Consider the following 19,997-nt stretch of genomic DNA (forward strand, 5'->3'; position numbering starts at 1 on the left):
GCCTCTGCGCCGCAATCCCCTTCGAACTTTGGTTCGGTTAACGAGCGATCTCGTCTGCGAGAAGGCCCACGCTCATCGCGTAATAATTCGAGCAATTGTACTCGAGGATCGCGCGGTAATTGCTGGTTAGTAGCCAAGCACGTGTCCCCGGCCCATCGGGTTGGAAAAGCGAGGCAAGCACGTCGTCACCCAGCGACCTTTGTGGATAGACGCCCAACGCACGCCATTCAGCGACTGTCTTCCATTCGCTGTGACGTTCGTGAACCCGCGAACAAACGGGAGAGACGATCTTCGTTTTCAGCGCATCGACATCGAATCCTTCAGGAACACGCACCAACACACCCCAAGGCTGCCCCTCACGCCATCCGGCATACTTCAGATAGTTGCCGATAGACGCGAATGTATCTGCGCGATTGGTGAATATATTCGCGCGGCCATCCCCGTCGCCGTCTTCGGCCAAGCGAAGGTAAACGCTCGGCAGGAACTGCGGATTGCCGAAAGCCCCGGCATAACTGCCTACCAGCTGCTGACGTGAATATCCTTTGTCAGCAACTTTCATCAAGGCAATGAATTCATTTGCGAAAAGCTCGCGCCTACGCCCTTCCCAAGCGAGCGTTGCTAGCGATCGCGCGAGATCGAAGCTGCCAGGAATGCGGCCATAGCTCGTCTCATGGCCGAAAATTGCGACAATTATCTCCGCGGGAACACCATATGCGGCTTCAGTCGCCATCAACGCTGAGCGGTTTTCAGCAAAGACATTGCGCCCTCCCCTGATACGGACGCTGTTTACATGTGTGTTGATGTAAGGCTGAAGCGCAGGATAACCCCGGCTTGTCGGCCTGCCCGGTTGACCGCGATCCAACTGGATAACTCGGCTGTTGGGGGTCAGCCCCGAAGTCATCCGGTCAAGCGTGCTCTCGCTCACACCTTCGGCACGGGCGCGCGCGATCAGCAGTTGCAGATAGGCATCAAAGGAAATGTCACCAAGTTCTTGCGCAGCGTTCGTCGAATCCTGAGCGATAGCTGGACTAGCGAATACGGACAGAGCCATGGCCGATGCGGCAAAGAGAAATGGTTTCAATGTCATAGCAATCACATTGTCATGCGCTGGATGAATGGTCCATGATTCTGTTCTTCTGGCGGCCTAAATTGCCGTAATTGCATGTCGTTTCAGCGCTAGATAATCCTCACGGCATTGCTCGGCCACTTCGGCGTAGGCTCCATCCAGATCAGGAAGTGGCGCGGGATTGGATCCGAATCCTGTCGACGCATTCACCTTATCATACCAATGTGTACCCCAGACACCGTCCTCGGGATGCGGTCCTTTCTTCCAAGACAGCATGGCCGGATCCCAAGATATCCCAAGCGCATCGCACAGCGCAGCAAGTACACCCGCCGGATCGCGCAAGATATCGTCAGAATCGACGACAGGCGGCGATTTCCCTGTGCGATCGCGCTCCAGGTCGAAGTACTCACGTAATTGCGCGAAGCCCAACATCTCTGCCCGGCGCAATTCGTTCTTCTTGCGATAGCTTGCTACGACGCGCTCTGGCGCTCGGATCAGAAACGCGTGCTGATGCCCCGGAAAGTCCGTAATGTTGATAGGCCCGACCATATGGTGCGGCATATGCTTCTGGTACCATACGGATTTGCCGCCCGGGATCGGTCCGGACTGTGCGGCCGTGACACTATCCCAATCACAATCCATATCCGCGATGGTTTCTGCGGCCATCGGGTGTTGTTCGCCGCTATCCTTCAGAAACGCACCATAGAATGGTTCATCGGATACCGCACAATCCGCTCGTGCCCCGAAACTGCGCATCATTGCCGTCGAGATATTGCGCGGTCCAGACCACATGGCAATCCGAACTGCCGACGTCACGCCGCCACATCCCGGTCCATCAACGCCTTGTACAATTGTTGCAGGCGTTCGACCATCGGCCCCCGCCCATCAGTCAGATCGCGCCCATCAACTTCCGTCACAGGGACCACGCCTGCAAATGTTCCGGTTACAAAAGCCTCGTCTGCGCCATAAACATCGGTGAGAGAGAAGTTCTTCTCAAACACGGGAATACCTTCCTCGCGGCACAGCTGGATCACATTGCTGCGGGTGATACCTCCAAGGCAATAATCGCCGCTGGAGGTCCAAACCTCTCCCTTTCGCACGATAAAGAAATGGGTCGAGTTGCATGTCGCGACAAAGCCATGCGGGTCGAGCATGAGTGCCTCATCAACACCTGCCTGTGTCGCTTGAATGCAGGCTGTGATGCAATTCAGCTTGCTGTGTGAATTCAGCTTTTGATCCTGTACCGCCGGATCACCGCGCCTGACATGCACAGTGAACAACCGGATGCCGTTTTCTATAACTGCAGGAAGCGCCGCCTTGTATTCCGGAATAATGACGATGGTTGCGGGCGAAATCACCACCCGCGGATCCTGATATGGCGTCGAACGGATGCCGCGCGTCACCATCAAGCGGATATGAACCCCCTCTGCATCGCGCATGCCATTGCCATCAATGGTTTCGTCAAGACGCGCGGTCAGTTCATCCCTCGTCAGGCCTATATCCAACGCAATGGCTTTTGCCCCTTCATAGAGACGGTCCATATGCGCTCCGAGGAAAGCGATCTTGCCGCGGTGAACTCTCAGCCCTTCCCAAACGCCATCGCCGAGCATGAACCCGCTATCGAAAACCGAGACGGTGGCCTCTGCGCGCGGTGTCATCACACCGTTGACATTGATCAGAATGCTGTCGTTGCGCGGGTCCTGCGCAAACTCATGTGTCCCTTTTCCCATAAAGTGGTTTTAAGCGCTTGTTTGAGGGTGACAATGGCGAAATGACACGCTAGCGGGACTTTCGAACGGACAGTTGGCAGAGTGGTTGAATGCACCGGTCTTGAAAACCGGCAAGGGTGCAAGCCCTTCCAGGGTTCGAATCCCTGACTGTCCGCCACTTTCTCCCCTTAGACCTATTTCCCGCGGCCGATGATCTCCTCCATCATCTGGCGAAGCTTTGGATCCCAATCCGCGCGCAATTCGCGCACCTTCGCGATCAGTTCTTCATTTTCCCATGCCGGCACATCGATTTTGTAGACATTGGCAAACTCGATCATGGTGCTGCGGTCTGCCTCTTCTAAAGTGTCGGCCAGGGCCTGGGCAGCCTGCCGGTCATGCCCCAGTGCCTCAAACGCAGAGCGACCTATGCGGATGGCGCCATCGTAGGTTTCGCGGATAATATCGCGGCAGCCCAAAGCCCAAAGCTTGAACACGTGATCGCGATCAATCGCCCGCGCAATGATATGCACATGCGGGAATTTCTGAACGACATAGCCAACGATCTTGTCGATCTCCTCTTTGTCATCGAGCGCGACGATCAACAGTTTCGCCTTTGCGATCCCTGCGATTGCAAGCAGATCGGGCCGGGTCGCATCGCCGAAATAGGCCTTGGTCCCGAACTTCTCCATGTTTGCGATATGACGTGAATCATAGTCTATCACCGTTGCCTTGTACCCGGCAGCTTCCAGCATTCTATCAACGATCCCGCCTACACGGCCGCGTCCGGCCAAGATGATGTCATTGCTTTCATGGATATCGTCGGCAGCCTGCTCACCCCCCTTGCATAGCGCGGTGCAATCACGCGCTCGTAGAGAATGAAGAGCAGCGGTGTAAGCAGCATGGAAAACGCCACGACGAGCAGTAGCAGGTTCGCACTTTCTTGAGACAGTACCGCATTGCCCAAGGCAAAGCTGATCAAGACAAACCCGAATTCGCCCGCTTGCGCATCGCCCAAAGCCGTTTGGGCTTAAGCTCAAGCCCGATGATGAACAGCATCATCACCACGCCGAACTCGGCAAAGTGCTGAAGCTGAACAACGTCTACGCCGAGGAAACCCAGCAATGGCGCAATCGCCATTCCGGCGAGGAGGTAGCCGAGCACCGACCCCAGCCCGAAACGGCTCGCGATAGGGACGGAGACCACGCCTGCAACTAACAGGATAAAGGCAAGCAGGAGGAATTCAGTCATATGCCGCGCGGCTCCTGCTTGCCCCCCCTGTTCGCTTCATGGGTCAAATATGCAGCGCCTTGCCGTATGCCGCCAGCACGCTTTCGTGCATGCTCTCGCTGATTGTCGGGTGCGGGAACACTGTCTGCATCAGCTCGGCTTCGGTTGTTTCAAGCGTCTTGCCGATAGTGTAGCCCTGAATCATCTCGGTCACTTCCGCTCCCACCATATGTGCACCGAGCAGCTCACCGGTTTTCGCATCGAACACCGTTTTGGTGAAGCCTTCAGCTTCACCGAGCGCAATCGCCTTGCCATTGCCGATGAACGGGAAGTTGCCGACCTTTACCTCGTAGCCCGCTTCCTTCGCCTTCGCCTCGGTCAGGCCAACGCTGGCGATCTGCGGGTGGCAATAAGTGCAACCCGGGATCGCATCACGGTTCAGCGGATGAGGATGCACATCCTTATTGCCCAATTCCCGAGCGATGGCTTCGGCAGCCGTCACCCCTTCGTGAGAAGCCTTGTGCGCCAGCCACGGCCCCGGGGTGCAATCTCCGATGGCCCAGAGGCCCTTCGACTTGGTGCGACCATAGGGGTCGATCTGGATGAAGCTGCGATCCATGTCTGCTAGCTTCTCCACCCCAATGTTTTCAGTGTTGGGGACGATACCGATGGCTACTATGCAGTGCGAGAATTCTTGTTCGCTTACCTTGCCATCCTTACCCTTGATCTTGGCCTTGACGCCTTTGGCGTCGACTTTGATGTCTTCGACGCCCGCCCCGGTCATGATGGTCATGCCTTGTTTTGTTAGCGACTTCTCCAGGAATGCGCTGACTTCGTGATCTTCAACCGGCACGATCCGGTCGAGCATTTCCACGACCGTCACGTCACAGCCCATATCTTTGTAGAAGCTGGCGAATTCGATCCCGATGGCACCGCTGCCGATTACCAGCAGTTTCTTGGGCATTTCGGGCGGCGTCATCGCCGTCCGGTAGGTCCAGATGCGTTTGCCATCGGCAGGCGCGAAAGGCAGGTCGCGCGCCCGCGCACCCGTGGCGACGATGATGTGTTTCGCGGTCAGTTTTTCCTCACCCTTTTCGCCTTTCACGGTGAGAGAGGTGGGTCCGGTCAACGTGCCCTCACCCATATGCACGGTTATCTTGTTTTTCTTCATCAGGTGCGTGACGCCCTGATTAAGCTGCTTGGCTACACCGCGGCTGCGCTTCACAACCGCTTCAAGGTCAGCTTCGATCGTGCCAGTGATCTTGAGGCCGTAATCTTTGGCGTGCTGCGCGTAGTGTAGTATCTCTGCAGAACGGAGTAGTGCTTTCGTAGGGATACAGCCCCAGTTTAGGCAGATGCCGCCCAAATTCTCCCGCTCAACAATGGCAGTGTTCAGACCAAGCTGTGCGCAGCGGATCGCGGCGACATAGCCGCCAGGACCAGAGCCAAGAACGATAACGTCATAACTAGCTGACATTGCTCAATAACCTCATTTCAAATCCAACAGGATGGAACACATGGAACACTGTTCATGGGCCAGAAAATCTTGCGGGTCGGATCGGCCCGAAATTACGGCTGCGGACGATGGAACAAGGACATTTGTCATGCCGCACCCTTCACATGATCACCGCCTTGTAGGACAGCGCGCACCGCGCGTGGATTGCCCTCTTCATCGGCAAGCACGAACACAAACGTGCCTTTACACACGAGCTGCGTGGTTTCTCCGTTGCGCTCGCGCGAAATACCTTCGGCGGCGATAGTGATCGAGGTGTTTCCCTCTCGCACAATCTCGCAGTAGATGCTCAGCTCATCGCCCAGCGCCATCGCCGCGGGAAACGCAAAATCGGTTGCGGCGACGACATTGGCGCGCCCCTGCCCAGTCCGGCTTGCAAGCGATCCCGCACCCAGCGCCATCTGGCTCATCAACCAGCCGCCAAAAATCCCGTTATAGGGATTAAGGTCGGTCGGCATGGCCGTGACGCGGATTGTAAGCTCGCCTTGCGGCATAACTTTAGACCACCAGACCCATAGGGTTTTCGATCACGCTGCGGAACTGGTCGAGCAGTTTGGCTCCGTCCACGCCATCAATCGCACGGTGATCGAAGCTGCCGGTCACGCTCATCACAGTTGCAACTTGCAGCGCGCCGTCCACCACAAATGGCCGCTGTTCGCCAGCACCCACGGCCAGAATCATCGCCTGCGGCGGGTTGATCACGGCGTCGAATTGCTTGGTGCCGAACATGCCGAGATTAGAGAGTGACGCGGTGCCGCCCTGATACTCATGCGGTTGCAGTTTGCCATCGCGCGCTTTGCCTGCGAGTTCCTTCATCTCGGTTGATATCTGCGCGAGCCCCTTGTTGCCCGCATCGGTGATAATCGGCGTGATCAGGCCAGAAGGCGCGGCAACAGCTACCGAGATATCCTGCCGTGAATATTGGTGCATCACATCGCCCTGGAAGCTGACATTGCACTGCGGCTCACGCTGCAACGCGCGGGCCAATGCCTTGATGATCAGATCATTGACTGAAAGCTTCACACCGTCGGCCTCAAGCGAGGCATTCAGTTGGCTGCGCAGCTTCAGCAGCGGATCCAGACGCACATCTACGGTCAGGTAGATATGCGGAATGTTCAGCTTCGCTTCGGTCAGGCGGCGCGCAATAACCTTGCGCACGTTGTTGAGCTTAACCTCTTCATACGGCGCACCACCGTCCGCGGGTGAAACTGACGGAGTTGGCGCCGGTGTAGGCGCTGGCGCAGAGGCAGCGGCTGCAGGAGCAGCACCCGGCGCGGCGTCTTCAACGTCTGCCTTGACTATACGGCCATTGGGTCCGCTGCCGGTAATGGTAGAAAGGTCGATACCCTTTTGCTCGGCAATTCGTTTTGCAAGCGGTGATGCGACAATACGTTCACCAGAGGCTGCGGGAGCGGCGGCCGCAGCAGTCGCGGGAATTGGCGCAGGCGCCGGCGCACTCGTTCCGCCAGCCGCCTCAACATCATCCTTGGTAATCTTGCCGTTCGGGCCAGTGCCAGTGATTGTGTTGAGATCAATCCCGTTAGCTTCAGCTAGTTTGCGCGCGGTCGGAGTGGCAGCCGGGCCATCATTTGACGGTGGCGCAGCAGGTGCTGGTGCCGGCGTAGGAGCCGCCGCCGCTGCATCTGCATCTTCACCCTCTTCCGCCAGCACAGCGATAACCGTACCGACTGAAACGTTCTCGGTCCCCTCTTCGACAGCGATCGAGACCAGCGTCCCTTCATCGACTGCTTCGAATTCCATTGTCGCCTTGTCGGTTTCGATTTCGGCCATGATATCGCCAGACCGGATTTCATCGCCTGGCTTCACCAGCCATTTGGCGAGTGTTCCCTCTTCCATCGTGGGCGATAGCGCTGGCATCTTGATTTCGATTGGCATTGCTGGAGAGATTTCCTTTCCTTTACGCGAGGGAAGCCTGTGCCGAATTAGAGCGCATGGGGCAAGAACCTTGCTAAGAATACGTTTTCAGCCAATACCTCTAACCCAAAGAACGGAGCGGGTCACATGCGGGTATTTCTGGTCGTTATAGACGAGACCGACGAAGCACGGTCAGCCTTACGGTTTGCCGCCAGGCGAGCAGGTGCGGTCGATGGCGGCGTGCATATTCTGGCGCTGGTCCCGCAGCAAAATATCAGCGCATTCGGAGGGGTTCAGGACACCATTGAGCAGGAGGCGCGCGACCGCGCAGAGATGCTCGCGCATGGTGCGGCGGGCAGCCTGCTGGCAGAAGGCGGGATTATGCCCAGCATTTCTGTAGTCGTTGGGGGCGGTCAGAAGGTGATCCGGGAATTTCTTGAAGAGCAGGATGAAGTGGCCGCTCTGGTACTTGGCGCCGCGCATGGGGGCACCCCGGGCCCGCTGGTTACGCATTTCTCGGCTAATGCCGGGACTTTGCCATGCCCGCTCTACATCATCCCGGAAAATTATGATGAAACAGCCGACAAAGCGTAAATCGCGTCCCGATCAGCGTTTTCGCCCCTGATGACGAATGTTTTTCGGGCGGCCGCGTTTGGCGACCATGTGCTTGCCCTGCTTCTTGTGGCCAAATCGAGGGGCCGGTCGTGCACCGCGTGGTTCGATTTCGTTTCCATCTGCGTCAACCGGAACGAATTTCAACGAACCGGTTAGAGCATTGGCTTCTGCCAGTTTGAGCTTCAGCCGGTCTCCGGAAGAGTAGGTCGTGCGGCTGTCCTCGCCGATCAGGCTTTGCGAGGCTTCTTCGTAGCGGAAGTGTTCACGGCCCAGAGTTGAAACCGGCACCAGGCCATCACCGCCCATTCCAAGGATTGTCGCGAAGAATCCGAACGCCTGTACGCCGGTGATTCGGGTGTCGAATACTTCCCCGACCCGAGCAGACAGCCACGCGGCAACATAGCGGTCAATCGTGTCGCGTTCGGCCTCCATCGCGCGCCGTTCAGTCTGGCTGATCGCATCGCTTACTTGTTGAAGGCTGCTGCGATCACGGTCCGACAGTCCGGTGAAATCGCGCAGGTCGAGATCGGTTTTTGGCTGTTCCAGCTTGTAAGCATCAACCAGGGCGCGGTGAACCAGAAGATCCGAATAGCGGCGGATTGGTGATGTAAAATGGGCGTAGCTGCCCAGCGCGAGCCCGAAATGCCCAGCGTTGGTTGGCCCGTAATAGGCTTGCATCTGGCTGCGCAGCACCGCTTCCATCACTTGCGCCTTTTCGCTTTCATCGCTTACATCCTTGAGCATCCGATTGAACAGCGACGGCGTGATGACCTGACCCAAGGCGAGTTTGCGTCCAAAGGTGGCCAGGTAGTCGCGCAAAGCGATCAGCTTCTCACGCGCAGGGGGCTCATGCACGCGGTAGACGACTGGTGCGGTCTTGGCCTCCAGCGCCTTGGCGGCGGCAACGTTCGCCGCGATCATGAAATCTTCCACGACCCGGTGGGCATCCAGCCGCTCGCGCACGGAGATTTCGGCGATCTGGCCGTGCTCGTCCAGCACAACCCTGCGCTCGGGCAATTCCAGCTCCAGCGGATCGCGCGCATGCCGCGCTTTTTCCAGCGAGCGCCAGCAATTCCACAGGTCTACAAGATGTTTCGGTGCTGAACCGTCATCGATCGCAGCTTGCGCGTCTTCATAAGCGATATTGTGATGGATGCGAACAATGGCGCGGGTAAAGCGCGTCTTTTTAACCGCCCCATCTTTATCGACGTGCAAATGGCAAACCATTGCCGCGCGATCCACGCCTTCCTTCAGCGAGCAGACGTTCGCGCTAAGCACTTCGGGCAGCATGGGAACAACGCGATCCGGGAAATAGACCGAATTGCCGCGTTTGCGTGATTCCTTGTCCAGCGCGCTTCCGGGGCGAACGTAAAATGACACATCTGCAATTGCGACAATCGCGTTGAAACCGCCCTGCCCATCCGGCTCTGCCCAGATGGCGTCATCGTGGTCGCGCGCATCCGCCGGATCTATCGCAACAATCGGGACATGCCGCAGATCTTCACGGTGTTCTTCGCTCAATTCCAGTTGTGCAGCCGTTTCCGCTTCACGCAGGGTTTCTTCTGCAAAAACATGCGGAATGCCGTGCTTGGCAATCGCGATCAGGCTGAAGCTTTTCGGCGCTAGCGGATCGCCGATGACTTCCACCACTTTCACACCTGCGCGTTCGGATCGGCCGATCCGTTCGGCAATGACCAACTGACCCTCTTCCGCCTCACCCACATCCGCGATCCGCGTTGAGTTTCGCACCCGCTTGTCAATCGGGGCAAGCCAGGCCTTGCCGCTGCCATCCAGCTCGACCACGCCCATCAGGCCTTCGGTCCGCGCGGGCAGTTTCTTCATCGGGTGCGCGATCCAGCCTCTATCGGTTTCCTCGGTTCGCGACAGCACTCTGTCACCGGTTCTGAGCGCAAGCAGGCGCTTTCCTCCCCGCCCCTTGAGCTCTCTCATGGTGATACGCGGCGGCTTACCCGGCGCATCGGGAGACCAATTGTCGGGAATGGCAATCGCTTCGCCATCATCAATCTCGACCACACGCAGTACGGTTACCTTGGGCACACCGCCCATGCGGTGATAGGCCGTCTTCTTGCCGTCGATCAGGCCTTCTTCGGCCATGTCTCTGAGAATGCGCTTCAGCGTAATCTTTTCCTGCCCTTTAAGCCCGAACGCTTTTGCGATCTCGCGCTTGCCAGCAGGTGTGTCCGAAGATTGAATGAATTCGAGAATTTGTTCTTTTGACGGCAGCCCGATCGGGCGCCGCATTTTCTTATTATTTTTATTCATGACCCCTTATATCGGGTTCGAGGGCGCTTCAATCAATAGGCCTTGGCAATCAGGATCCGTTCGACCGCAGGGTCTCCGGTAAAAATACAGGGGCCGTCAGCCGGTTCGGCATCACGCGGCACGTTGCGGATGTTGAGCTTGTGTCCCTTTAAAGTCTCGACCACCTTCTCCAACGCGTCGCCTGTCGGCTTTGACCACTGCACTTCCAACCAGCCAGGATATTTTGCAGAGCCATCATAAAACGCCGCTACTTCATCCAGCGAAGTCACGCCGCGGGTGATATTGGCGTCGCGGCGTTCGGCAGCCTCATTGAATAGCGAGTTCTGAATATCTTCCAGCAGCGCGCTCAATCCGGCAACGGCGTCTGCGCGAGGTGTGAAAGCGAAGTTGGCTTTGCCGTTGTCCATGTTCCAAAGCTGGTCGCGGCGGATCATGGCAACTTTGTTGTCATTCATATCGCGCGGACCAACTTCCATGATTACAGGGGCGCCCTTGCGCACCCAGTCCCACCGCTTGGCCGCGGCTTGTCCAGGCTTCTTGTCCAGCAATACGCGTACCGGTTCGCCCAGTGCCTGTTGCGCCGCAATTTCTGCGCGCAAGCTCTCACAATACTCGAGAACGACCTCGTCTTCATCTTTGCCGCGCAGCATCGGCAGGATCACGACCTGATGCGGAGCGATACGTGGCGGCACGCGCAGGCCGTCATCGTCACCATGCGTCATGATAACGCCGCCAATCATGCGCGTCGAAACACCCCAGCTGGTTGTGTGGCAATGCTGTTCGGTGCCTTCACGATCCTGATATGTGATACCGGCAGCGTGCGCAAAATTGGTGCCGAGATAATGCGAAGTTCCCGCTTGCAGCGCCTTGCCGTCCTGCATCATCGCTTCGATTGACCAGGTCTCGACAGCACCGGGAAAACGCTCGTTCTCCGGCTTCTCGCCCGCGATCACAGGCAACGCCATGTCTTCTTCTGCGCACGCACGATACATTTCCAGCGCGCGGTGTGTTTCCTCCAGCGCCTGTTCCCGATTTTCATGGGCGGTATGCCCTTCCTGCCACAGGAATTCGCTGGTGCGCAGGAACATCCGAGTGCGCATCTCCCAGCGCACCACATTGGCCCATTGATTGGTAAGCAATGGCAAATCGCGCCAGCTCTGGACCCAGCGCGCCATGGCATCGCCAATAATCGTTTCCGATGTCGGGCGAACAACAAGCGGCTCTTCCAGCTTGGCTTCGGGATCGGGGATCAAGCCGCCCTTGCCATCGGAAATCAGGCGGTGATGCGTGACAACAGCCATTTCCTTGGCAAAGCCTTCAACGTGTTCGGCTTCGCGTTCAAAGTTCTTGAGCGGAATGAAAATCGGGAAGTAGCAATTCTGTACGCCCGCAGCTTTGATGCGGTCATCCATCAGGCGCTGGATACGTTCCCAGATGCCGTAACCCCATGGCTTGATCACCATGCACCCGCGCACACCCGATTCCTCGGCCATGTCGGCGGCTGAAATAACTTCTTGATACCAGGCGGCGAAATCGTCCTCGCGCTTGGTGTTGAGGGCGTGGCGAATATTGGACACGTTTACTGGTTCCTGCTGCTGCGGCGATTGGTTCGACCGCGCGTTTGTTCTTACTTGCTGAGCTCGTCCAGCTTCTTCTGCATTTCTGACATCTGCTGGCGCAGCGCCTCTATTTCAGAGCTTGAGCTGTCTTTGGCCTTGCCGCCGTTCTTGCTGGCGCCCGGCATCAATACATCCGTGGCGGCGCGCATCATCGCCATATTGGTTTCATGAATCTTGGCAAAAGGCGTATTGCTTATGCCCTTCTCAAACGCTTCACGGATCTTTCCCTGGTTATCGCGGAAGTTGGTCATGGCCGCTTCAAGATAGCTTGGCATCATCGACTGCATCGAATTGCCATACATGCTGATCAGCTGCCGCAGGAAGTTGACCGGCAGCATCTGTTCACCGCCACTGGCTTCCTCATCCATTATGATTTGCGTCAGGATCGAGTGGGTGATGTCATCACCAGTCTTGGCATCAAGAACTTGAAACTGGACATCTTCCCGAACCATCCCAGCCAAATCATCCAGCGTAATGTAGCTCGATGTGCTGGTGTTGTAGAGACGACGGTTTGCGTATTTCTTGACGATGACGGTATCGCCATCGCCTGCGTTTTTCTTGGCCATTATGCTGCAACCTTATAGGATCTATGCTGCGCCCTTAGCACTTGCACAATGTGCAGTGCAACATGCGACTACCGCGGCTTGAAGCGTTGTCCCAATGTGGTAAGCAATTCATACTGAGACAGGCCCGAATTCGGCGCCACATCGGGAAGGTGGAATGGCACTTCAAGCCAGTCGCCCTCGCGCAAGCTGGGTGCGTTGGAGAGGTCGACAATAAGCATGTCCATCGAAACTTTGCCCACGATCGGAAGCCTAGTTTTGCCAAGCAGCAAGTGGCTGCCTTCGCCGCCTCTGCTGCGAAAAAAACCGTCAGCGTAACCAAGCGATACAACACCCGTTGGCATGGCACATTGGGCAGTAAATTCCGCATTGTAGCCAACAGAGTCACCTGCACTGAGCGAACGGGTTTGCAAGATTGCAGCTTCCGGCCTGGCGACCTGTCTGATCTTGTTCGCAAGTTCAGGCCTTGGAACACCGCCATACAGCGCCAGTCCAGGCCGCGTCAGGTCGAAGTGATAGGCGCTTCCAAGCGCGATCCCTGCACTGTTAGTCAAACTGGCGGATTGGTGCGGAACGACTTCTGTTGCTTGTTTAAATACCGCGAGCTGCCGTGCATTCATGACATTGTCTTCATCGGCGCAAGCGAGGTGCGACATCAAGATATCAACATCCAGCGAGGCAATCGCAGGGTCAGACAAGTCCCCCAGCGAGACGCCCAGTCGATTGATCCCGGTATCCACCATCAGTTGGCAAGTTCCGCCGCCGCTTTCATGCCAGAGCCTGGCTTGAGAAACCGAATTGATCACAGGTGCGGCACCGGTCTGTTGCGCATAGGCAGCGTCAGCCGCATTCATTGGGCCATGCAGCACGGATATCCTGGCCGGTGGTACATGGCTGGCAACCGCTTCGACTTCGCTCCAGTGTGCAACGAAGAAATGCGTGCAGCCTGCGTCGCGCAAAGCGGGTACGCATGCATCCACGCCCAACGCGTAGCAATCGGCCTTGACAGCTGCACCGGTCTTGGCCTCGCCGGACATCGCATCGAGCGCGCGCCAATTATCTGCCAGAACGTCAGCGTCAATTGTCAGCCGCAGGCTGGGCGGCGGAAGTTCAGCCATGTTCGTCTGTGAAGTCTTTCGGTTGGCCATCAGGGATGCCCCACCACAGCACAACGACACCAAATGCAACGACGACCCATGTGTACCAAAGCCCGGAGTAGATGTTGCCCGTGCTCGCCACGATCACACCTGCAATCAGCGGCAGAAATCCGCCCAGGTAACCCGCGCCGATGTGATACGGGATCGACATCGAGCTGTAGCGAATGGTTGGGGGAAACATTTCAGAAAGCAGCGCTGCAACCGAACCGTATGTGAGCGCTGATAGCATGCCCAGCCCGAGCAGGATCGCGACAATGCCAAGGATATTAGCGGCCGCCGGTTGTTGCTTGCTGAAGTCAAAACCGTACTCACCCAACGCATCGCGAATACCGGCATTGCGCGCGGCACCATCATCAAACCATTCTTGCTCAAGCGTCACGTCTTCAACGCCTGCGAGCAATCTCAGATCTGTGGCTGGCTCAACCTTGTAAGGGACGCCAGCGGCCGTAAGCGTTTCCAGCACCTTGCCGCATTCGGTCTGCTCCCGGTTGAACATTTCGGCGAACGGGTCTGTCGTGCACTGGCTACCCTGGACCACAATCGGGGTCTGCTGGGCGGCGCGCTCAAGACCCGGATTGGCCAGACTGCCCATGCCCCAGAAAGCCGGGAACAGCAGAAGCAACGTCAAGACAGCGCCGATCATAATCGGTTTTTTGCGGCCAATCGTGTCCGACCATTTGCCGATCATGACGTAAAAACTCATCGCGATCAGGCCGGAGAAGAAAAGGATAAGCTCGACCGTCAGATCATCGACATGCATCGGCCCCCTCAGGAAGCTCATGCCGGAGAAAAACGCGGTGTACCAGATAGTGGTCAGAATGCCGGTTACGCCAAACAGCGCGACAAATATCCGCTTCTTGTTTCCGGGATAGGTGAAGCTCTCCTTGAACGGATTGCCGGCGATTTTTCCCTCCGCCTTCATCGCCTGGAACACCGGGCTTTCTGACAGCATCAGGCGCATCCAAAGAGAGATCACGAGCAGAATGATCGAGAGCAGGAATGGCACGCGCCAGCCCCAAGCGGCAAAGTCATCTGCCGGGATAAGATACCGGCAAGCCAACACAACTGCGATGGACAGAACGAAGCCGCCAGCAACACTGGCCTGGATGAAGCTAGTATAGAAACCGCGCTTTTCCGGTGGAGCGTGCTCGGCAACATAAATCGCTGCGCCGCCATACTCTCCGCCTAAGGCGAGGCCCTGGATCACGCGCAGCAAAATCACGATAATCGGTGCAGCAATACCGATCGTGTCTATGGTCGGGATCATGCCCACCCCGGCGGTGGCAATGCCCATCAGGGTCACAGTTACAAGGAACGTATATTTGCGCCCCAGCTTGTCGCCCAGATATCCAAACAGGATCGCGCCAATCGGACGAAAGGCAAACCCGACTGCAAATGTTGACCAGACGAGCAGCAGTCCAAGCGTTTCATTGTCCGTATCATAGAACGCATCCTTCAGGATGTAGGCAAGCGTGCCGTAGATGAAGAAATCATACCATTCGAAAACGGTGCCCGCCGAGCTCGCTCCGATTACAAGTTTGATTTCTTTCTCGGACGGTTCGCGAACCGCGACGCTAGCGCTTTCTGACATGGCTGCTGCACTCTCCCCTACAACATTGTGCGATGCGCCGCTCTAGCGTGTGTCTGGAACCTTGCAAAGCGCTTGCTGGGCAGCCTTCCACGGTAACAGGATTGCGCCGTGGCGCCCCTTTAGTTCGCGCGCCGCAGACAGGGCCTGAAAGTCTGGCCAATCGGGTTCAGGTGCGGACGGATCTTTCATCCAGGCTTCTATTTTCGCAAGGACGAGATTGATCGATGTCAGCCTGGCCCCTGCTGCCGCACGCGCAAATACCGCCGCAGCGGCCTGACCAACTGCGCAAGCTGACACGCCCAGCCCTAACTCCGCGATTGCGTCTTGGTCGGTGAGATTGATGCCGACCGTTAAAGAGCTGCCGCAGGTCGTGGAGCGCGAACTTCCCTCTGCCTGCCAATCCCCCGAGAGCGGAAAGGCAGCCAATTCTGTCGCCAGTGATAGCAGATTGGGAGTGTAAAGTTTCGCCGCAGTGCTGGCGGGCATCACTCGCCTTCCACATCGATACGCAGGCGTTCCCTGCGTTCGGCAATAGTATTCACCAGATCACTCGAAGCGGAATCGATGACTGGGTATGTGCGTGCTGTGGTGATCCAGACGGGGCGCCCTTTGTACCCCCACAAGCTATCAAATCCGAGCGCGATGACCGAGAACGCAAACACTGTAATCAGCGCGCCCTTGACCACGCCAAATCCAAATCCCAGCACGCGGTCGATCGGTCCCATAATCGAACCGCGCGATGCCTCACCCACGTTGTTTGCGATGAGTTTCATGGCCGCATATGGGATGAGCAACAAAAGTGCGAACGCGAGGATAGAAGTTGTCGGTTCTGCATCGAGATACTCGAGCAGGATTTCCGTAAAAGGCTCGTGCAAATAGTAGATTGCCGCCGCGGCCAATGCCCATGCTGCGAGCGATAACACCTCCTGCACCAATCCGCGCAGAAAGCCGCCTATCGCAGCCACCCCGATAATGATGAAAACAATGATATCGAACCCGTTCATGGGGGCGGATTATGACTTTGACATCACGCGGTCAACGAGGTTCGCAACTTGTCCCAAACCATTGAACGCGATTTTGGATGCACCGGTCTTGCTGCTCGCCGGGCCAAAAGCAGCGGCAAAGCCAAGTTTGGCCGCTTCCTTGACGCGCAAATTGGCATGAGCAACGGGGCGCACTTCGCCGGAGAGTGACACCTCACCGAACCAGACCGACTTATCAGGGAGCGGCCGATCCGCCAACGCGCTGACCAGCGCGGCCGCCACCGCCATATCGGCGGCGGGATCTGATAAACGGTACCCGCCGGCAATATTCAAATACACTTCGGCCGAACTGAAATTGAGCCCGCAGCGAGATTCCAGCACCGCCAACAACATCGCCAATTTGCTGTTGTCCCAACCGACCACCGATCGCCGGGGCGTTGCTCCCGATTGCAAGCGGACAATCAAGGCTTGAATTTCGACCAGGACGGGCCGTGTTCCTTCGAGAGCGGGGAAAACCGCGCTGCCTGCCAATGGTTGATCCCGTCCAGATAGAAACAGCATCGAAGGGTTGCTGACTTCTTCCAACCCTTCCTGCTCCATAGAGAACACGCCGATCTCGTCGACCGCGCCAAAGCGGTTCTTGAGTGCGCGCAGGATGCGGTATTGATGGCTCCGCTCTCCCTCAAAGCTCATCACGACATCGACCATGTGTTCCAGCACGCGCGGCCCAGCGATGCTGCCGTCTTTGGTCACATGTCCGACAAGCACGAGCGCGACACCATTCTCCTTGGCGTATCGGATCAATTCAAAGGCACATCCGCGAACCTGACTAACAGTGCCCGGAGCCCCCTCGATTGTGTCCGAATACATGGTCTGGATCGAATCGATCACTAACAGAGCTGGCGCTTCCATCTGACCCAATGTCGTCAGGATATTCCGCACTGATGTTTCTGACGCCAGCTGAAGCGGTGCATCGGACAAGCCGAGCCGTGCTGCGCGCATCCGCACCTGGCCCGCGGCCTCCTCTCCGCTGACATAAACCACACTTCCACCATTCTTCGCTATGGTCGCTGAAGTCTGTAGCAAAAGAGTGGATTTCCCGATCCCGGGATCACCGCCCATCAGCACCGCCGAGCCGGGCACCAGCCCACCGCCAAGTGCGCGGTCAAATTCCGCCAGTCCCGTCGAACGGCGTTTGGGTAATTCTGTTGGCGCATTCAGTTCTTCAAAGGCAACCGCACGACCGCCTCTCGATAGGTCATGCTTTTGCGAGAACACGGTCGCTGGCGCATCCTCAACCATAGTGTTCCATTCGGCACAATCGGGGCATTGCCCCTGCCACCGGTGTGTCACGCTTCCACAAGACTGACAGACATATCGCTTCTTTGCTTTCGCCATCCGCAGATCGATAAACGGAACATAGGCAGAACGCAATTGCCTTCTGTGGTTAAACCCCTAAGGAAATCAACATGCACCAGAAGGAACTTCGTATTGCATTGGTTTGCTACGGCGGCGTCAGCCTGGCGATATACATGCACGGTGTTACGAAAGAGCTCTGGCATCTGGCCCGCGCAAGCAGATCCTACCACCTGGAGGAAGAGCCAGAGGGGCACGTGGCCAAGGTCTATCATGACTTGCTGGGAGAGATTGAGGCGCAACAAGGACTAAGATTGCGCGTGCTGCCTGATATTCTAACCGGCGCAAGTGCAGGCGGGATAAACGCGGTATTTCTGTCACAAGCTATATTCGCCGGACATTCGCTTGAGCCACTTACCGATCTGTGGCTTGAGAATGCCGATGTCGACAAATTGCTGGACCCCGATGCCCGCCCAATGTGGAAGTTCGCCAAATTCTGGGCCCAACCGATAGCCTGGTGGCTGTTCAAGCGACCCGGCAATGTGGTGTCGGAGAGCGTCGCCCCTGAAACGCGGAGCGAGGTGCGCCGGAAGGTCTCGCGTTTTGTGCGGGGGCGATGGTTCCAGCCACCCTTTTCCGGCGACAATTTTTCGCAGCTACTGTTCGATGCAATCAAGGCGATGAACGCCAATGAAACGGGGCCGCCGCTTTTGCCACCAGGCCATCCGTTGGATTTGCTGGTAACGGCCACAGATTTTCGCGGGCATGTAGAGATGCTGCGCCTTCATAGCCCGGCGGTTGTTGAAGAAAGCGAACACCGCTTGCCGATCGGATTTCGTGGTCTGACCCCGGCTCAATCTGGTGCAGGACTTGCTGATCCGCTTGAGCTGACGATTGCAGCGCGCGCGACGGCAAGCTTCCCGGGCGCCTTCCCGCCGCTTGAACTGGCAGAGATCGATCGTTTGGCCCAGCGAAGCAAACACCATTGGCAAACTCGCGGTGCCTTTCTGAAACGTGTCATGCCCACTCACGTGCGTCTGGGCACGACCGAACAAGTTGCGCTTATCGATGGCTCGGTGCTGGTCAACGCACCGTTTGAGGGCGCAATTGATGCCCTGCACGGCCGCCCTGCCCATCGTGAAGTAGACCGGAGATTTGTATATATCGATCCGCGTCCAGATCGGATTGCTTCGCTCAAAGATGAGGAACAAAAGCCCGTCGGGTTCTTCGCTGCGATTTTCGGTTCGATATCCGCCCTGCCGCGAGAGCAACCGATCCGCGACAATCTGGAAGAGTTGAAACAGCAATCCCGCAACGCCGAAAGGTTGCAGCAAATCCTTGCCGGTCTTCGGCCTGAAGTCGACCGCGCGGTTGAGAAACTTTTCGGGCTGACATTCTTCCTCGACCGGCCAACGCCCAAACGGCTGCACAACTGGCGCGCGAAAGCGCAGCAATCGGCAGCGCAAGAAGCAGGCTATACTTTCCATTCCTACGCGCAGGTGAAACTGGCAGGTATTGTCGAACGCCTGGCGAAATTGGTTCATCAGGCGGCACCGCAACTGGATCTGCCCGACTGTGATCCCATTGTTTCTACCCTGCGCGGCGAATTAATGCGGCGCGGGTTGGATCAATTGTCCGAGGAAAATGGCGGTGCAAGCGAGGCTGCAATCGCATTCTTCCGGACACATGATCTGGGCTTCCGGATTCGCCGTTTGCGCTTGCTGGCGCGGCGATTGGCGCGCGATTGGGAGCGTGATCCCGAAATTCCTGACGATGTACTGGACCTCGCGAGGGGTGAAATCTACGCCATTATGCGGCTATACCTTGATCGGGACAAGCATGCGGTTCGGCACCCTGAATTCGGTGACCTGGCCGCCAATGTTTTTGCCGATCCCGGCGCGGTGTTGGACCACTTGGGGGCGCATCGCTTGCTGCCGGAAATCGATGATGAAGCGCTAGATCGCCTTTGCGCTGCACTGGCACAGATGCCCAAGCAACTTCGCCGACGTATGCTGTTCGCCTACCTCGGGTTTCCGTTTTACGATGTCGCGACGCTGCCACTGTTGCGGCACGAAGGATTTACCGAATACGATCCGATCAAAGTGGATCGAATTTCTCCTGATGATGCCCCATCGATACGAGATGGCGGCGCCAGAGCGACGCTGCGCGGCATAGAGTTCTACAACTTTGGCGCTTTCTTTAGCCGTGCCTATCGCGAGAATGACTATCTATGGGGCCGATTGCACGGGGCAGAGCGGATGATCGACCTTGTTTGCTCAACAGTAGACAGCGGTGTTGATAGCCGCGTCTGCCATGGGTTCAAGCGGCGCGCATTCGAAGCAATCCTGCAGGAAGAGACCGAAGCCGGACGCTGCGACGCCGGCCTGATCGAAAGCCTGAAAAGTGAAATCGCGGCGAAGTTTGATACCGTTTAAGCTGT

19 protein-coding genes and 1 tRNA gene are annotated in these 19,997 nt (G+C 57.1%); 3 read left to right on the forward strand and 17 right to left on the reverse strand.

Annotated features, from left to right (window positions below):
- Positions 1 to 37 precede the first annotated feature (37 nt).
- From QQX03_RS07780 to QQX03_RS07790, 3 genes are read right to left on the reverse strand one after another with little or no spacing between them, the layout of a single operon-like run.
- Entirely contained in the window at positions 38 to 1,087 is a 1,050-nt protein-coding gene (locus tag QQX03_RS07780; protein WP_285975190.1) for a lytic murein transglycosylase, read from the reverse strand.
- A gap of 57 nt (positions 1,088 to 1,144) precedes the next feature.
- The gene (locus QQX03_RS07785; RefSeq protein WP_285975191.1) at positions 1,145 to 1,882 is read right to left on the reverse strand and encodes a sulfotransferase-like domain-containing protein; all 738 of its coding nucleotides are present in this window, start codon (positions 1,880 to 1,882) and stop codon (positions 1,145 to 1,147) included.
- The gene (locus QQX03_RS07790; protein ID WP_285975192.1) at positions 1,879 to 2,796 is read right to left on the reverse strand and encodes an aminotransferase class IV; all 918 of its coding nucleotides are present in this window, start codon (positions 2,794 to 2,796) and stop codon (positions 1,879 to 1,881) included. Before QQX03_RS07790 ends, QQX03_RS07785 begins: the two co-directional genes overlap by 4 nt.
- A gap of 67 nt (positions 2,797 to 2,863) precedes the next feature.
- On the opposite strand from QQX03_RS07790, the gene QQX03_RS07795 reads away from it, so the two are divergent.
- Positions 2,864 to 2,953: transfer RNA gene (locus QQX03_RS07795), tRNA-Ser, on the forward strand.
- 16 nt (positions 2,954 to 2,969) lie between these two features.
- On the opposite strand, the gene QQX03_RS07800 is transcribed toward QQX03_RS07795, so the two are convergent.
- The 6 genes from QQX03_RS07800 to QQX03_RS07825 form a co-directional block, all read right to left on the reverse strand.
- The gene (locus QQX03_RS07800) at positions 2,970 to 3,566 is read right to left on the reverse strand and encodes an NAD-binding protein (RefSeq protein ID WP_285975193.1); all 597 of its coding nucleotides are present in this window, start codon (positions 3,564 to 3,566) and stop codon (positions 2,970 to 2,972) included.
- The gene (locus tag QQX03_RS07805) at positions 3,545 to 3,754 is read right to left on the reverse strand and encodes a hypothetical protein (RefSeq protein ID WP_285975194.1); all 210 of its coding nucleotides are present in this window, start codon (positions 3,752 to 3,754) and stop codon (positions 3,545 to 3,547) included. The genes QQX03_RS07800 and QQX03_RS07805 overlap by 22 nt, the downstream gene beginning before the upstream one ends.
- The gene (locus tag QQX03_RS07810) at positions 3,751 to 4,023 is read right to left on the reverse strand and encodes a cation:proton antiporter domain-containing protein (RefSeq protein ID WP_285975195.1); all 273 of its coding nucleotides are present in this window, start codon (positions 4,021 to 4,023) and stop codon (positions 3,751 to 3,753) included. The genes QQX03_RS07805 and QQX03_RS07810 overlap by 4 nt, the downstream gene beginning before the upstream one ends.
- Before the next feature lie 43 nt (positions 4,024 to 4,066).
- Positions 4,067 to 5,479, reverse strand: coding sequence for a dihydrolipoyl dehydrogenase (lpdA, locus tag QQX03_RS07815; RefSeq protein WP_285975196.1), 1,413 nt, complete (start codon positions 5,477 to 5,479; stop codon positions 4,067 to 4,069).
- 125 nt (positions 5,480 to 5,604) lie between these two features.
- Positions 5,605 to 6,009, reverse strand: coding sequence for an acyl-CoA thioesterase (locus QQX03_RS07820; protein ID WP_285975197.1), 405 nt, complete (start codon positions 6,007 to 6,009; stop codon positions 5,605 to 5,607).
- 4 nt (positions 6,010 to 6,013) lie between these two features.
- Positions 6,014 to 7,411, reverse strand: coding sequence for a 2-oxo acid dehydrogenase subunit E2 (locus tag QQX03_RS07825; protein WP_285975198.1), 1,398 nt, complete (start codon positions 7,409 to 7,411; stop codon positions 6,014 to 6,016).
- Between the two features lie 126 nt (positions 7,412 to 7,537).
- Here QQX03_RS07825 and QQX03_RS07830 point away from each other — a divergent pair, with 126 nt between their 5' ends.
- On the forward strand, positions 7,538 to 7,984 hold the full coding sequence (locus tag QQX03_RS07830) for a universal stress protein (RefSeq protein WP_285975199.1): 447 nt from the start codon (positions 7,538 to 7,540) through the stop codon (positions 7,982 to 7,984).
- 12 nt (positions 7,985 to 7,996) lie between these two features.
- Here the strand turns inward: QQX03_RS07830 and rnr are convergent, their stop codons facing one another.
- The 8 genes from rnr to radA all read right to left on the reverse strand — a co-directional run bounded on the left by rnr (position 7,997) and on the right by radA (position 17,599).
- The gene (gene rnr / locus QQX03_RS07835; protein ID WP_285975200.1) at positions 7,997 to 10,288 is read right to left on the reverse strand and encodes a ribonuclease R; all 2,292 of its coding nucleotides are present in this window, start codon (positions 10,286 to 10,288) and stop codon (positions 7,997 to 7,999) included.
- A gap of 32 nt (positions 10,289 to 10,320) precedes the next feature.
- Entirely contained in the window at positions 10,321 to 11,865 is a 1,545-nt protein-coding gene (gene proS, locus QQX03_RS07840) for a proline--tRNA ligase (RefSeq protein ID WP_285975201.1), read from the reverse strand.
- Between the two features lie 50 nt (positions 11,866 to 11,915).
- Entirely contained in the window at positions 11,916 to 12,473 is a 558-nt protein-coding gene (phaR, locus tag QQX03_RS07845) for a polyhydroxyalkanoate synthesis repressor PhaR (protein ID WP_285975202.1), read from the reverse strand.
- Between the two features lie 68 nt (positions 12,474 to 12,541).
- Complete coding sequence (locus QQX03_RS07850; RefSeq protein ID WP_285975203.1) at positions 12,542 to 13,588, reverse strand: alanine racemase; 1,047 nt, start codon at positions 13,586 to 13,588, stop codon at positions 12,542 to 12,544.
- Entirely contained in the window at positions 13,581 to 15,218 is a 1,638-nt protein-coding gene (locus QQX03_RS07855) for an MFS transporter (RefSeq protein WP_285975204.1), read from the reverse strand. Before QQX03_RS07855 ends, QQX03_RS07850 begins: the two co-directional genes overlap by 8 nt.
- Before the next feature lie 42 nt (positions 15,219 to 15,260).
- Positions 15,261 to 15,704 (reverse strand): iron-sulfur cluster assembly scaffold protein, encoded by a 444-nt coding sequence (locus QQX03_RS07860; RefSeq protein ID WP_285975205.1) that lies wholly within the window; start codon positions 15,702 to 15,704, stop codon positions 15,261 to 15,263.
- The gene (locus QQX03_RS07865) at positions 15,704 to 16,222 is read right to left on the reverse strand and encodes a CvpA family protein (RefSeq protein WP_285975206.1); all 519 of its coding nucleotides are present in this window, start codon (positions 16,220 to 16,222) and stop codon (positions 15,704 to 15,706) included. The genes QQX03_RS07860 and QQX03_RS07865 overlap by 1 nt, the downstream gene beginning before the upstream one ends.
- A gap of 9 nt (positions 16,223 to 16,231) precedes the next feature.
- Positions 16,232 to 17,599, reverse strand: a complete 1,368-nt coding sequence (radA, locus tag QQX03_RS07870; protein ID WP_285975207.1) for a DNA repair protein RadA — start codon at positions 17,597 to 17,599, stop codon at positions 16,232 to 16,234.
- Positions 17,600 to 17,670: 71 nt separating this feature from the next.
- Here radA and QQX03_RS07875 point away from each other — a divergent pair, with 71 nt between their 5' ends.
- The gene (locus QQX03_RS07875) at positions 17,671 to 19,992 is read left to right on the forward strand and encodes a patatin-like protein (protein WP_285975208.1); all 2,322 of its coding nucleotides are present in this window, start codon (positions 17,671 to 17,673) and stop codon (positions 19,990 to 19,992) included.
- Positions 19,993 to 19,997: the final 5 nt, after the last annotated feature.

The organism is Altererythrobacter rubellus, from assembly GCF_030284385.1.
GTDB classification, from domain to species: Bacteria; Pseudomonadota; Alphaproteobacteria; order Sphingomonadales; family Sphingomonadaceae; genus Erythrobacter; species Erythrobacter rubellus.

Excerpts from the sequence above, each read along its gene's own strand:
- QQX03_RS07780 (WP_285975190.1), bottom strand. The coding sequence starts at position 1,087 with ATGACATTGAAACCATTTCTCTTTGCCGCATCGGCCATGGCTCTGTCC.
- QQX03_RS07790 (WP_285975192.1), bottom strand. The coding sequence starts at position 2,796 with ATGGGAAAAGGGACACATGAGTTTGCGCAGGACCCGCGCAACGACAGC.
- QQX03_RS07810 (WP_285975195.1), bottom strand. The coding sequence starts at position 4,023 with ATGACTGAATTCCTCCTGCTTGCCTTTATCCTGTTAGTTGCAGGCGTG.
- lpdA (WP_285975196.1), bottom strand. The coding sequence starts at position 5,479 with ATGTCAGCTAGTTATGACGTTATCGTTCTTGGCTCTGGTCCTGGCGGC.
- QQX03_RS07820 (WP_285975197.1), bottom strand. The coding sequence starts at position 6,009 with ATGCCGCAAGGCGAGCTTACAATCCGCGTCACGGCCATGCCGACCGAC.
- QQX03_RS07825 (WP_285975198.1), bottom strand. The coding sequence starts at position 7,411 with ATGCCAATCGAAATCAAGATGCCAGCGCTATCGCCCACGATGGAAGAG.
- QQX03_RS07830 (WP_285975199.1), top strand. The coding sequence starts at position 7,538 with ATGCGGGTATTTCTGGTCGTTATAGACGAGACCGACGAAGCACGGTCA.
- rnr (WP_285975200.1), bottom strand. The coding sequence starts at position 10,288 with ATGAATAAAAATAATAAGAAAATGCGGCGCCCGATCGGGCTGCCGTCA.
- phaR (WP_285975202.1), bottom strand. The coding sequence starts at position 12,473 with ATGGCCAAGAAAAACGCAGGCGATGGCGATACCGTCATCGTCAAGAAA.
- QQX03_RS07850 (WP_285975203.1), bottom strand. The coding sequence starts at position 13,588 with ATGGCTGAACTTCCGCCGCCCAGCCTGCGGCTGACAATTGACGCTGAC.
- QQX03_RS07855 (WP_285975204.1), bottom strand. The coding sequence starts at position 15,218 with ATGTCAGAAAGCGCTAGCGTCGCGGTTCGCGAACCGTCCGAGAAAGAA.
- QQX03_RS07860 (WP_285975205.1), bottom strand. The coding sequence starts at position 15,704 with ATGCCCGCCAGCACTGCGGCGAAACTTTACACTCCCAATCTGCTATCA.
- QQX03_RS07865 (WP_285975206.1), bottom strand. The coding sequence starts at position 16,222 with ATGAACGGGTTCGATATCATTGTTTTCATCATTATCGGGGTGGCTGCG.
- radA (WP_285975207.1), bottom strand. The coding sequence starts at position 17,599 with ATGGCGAAAGCAAAGAAGCGATATGTCTGTCAGTCTTGTGGAAGCGTG.
- QQX03_RS07875 (WP_285975208.1), top strand. The coding sequence starts at position 17,671 with ATGCACCAGAAGGAACTTCGTATTGCATTGGTTTGCTACGGCGGCGTC.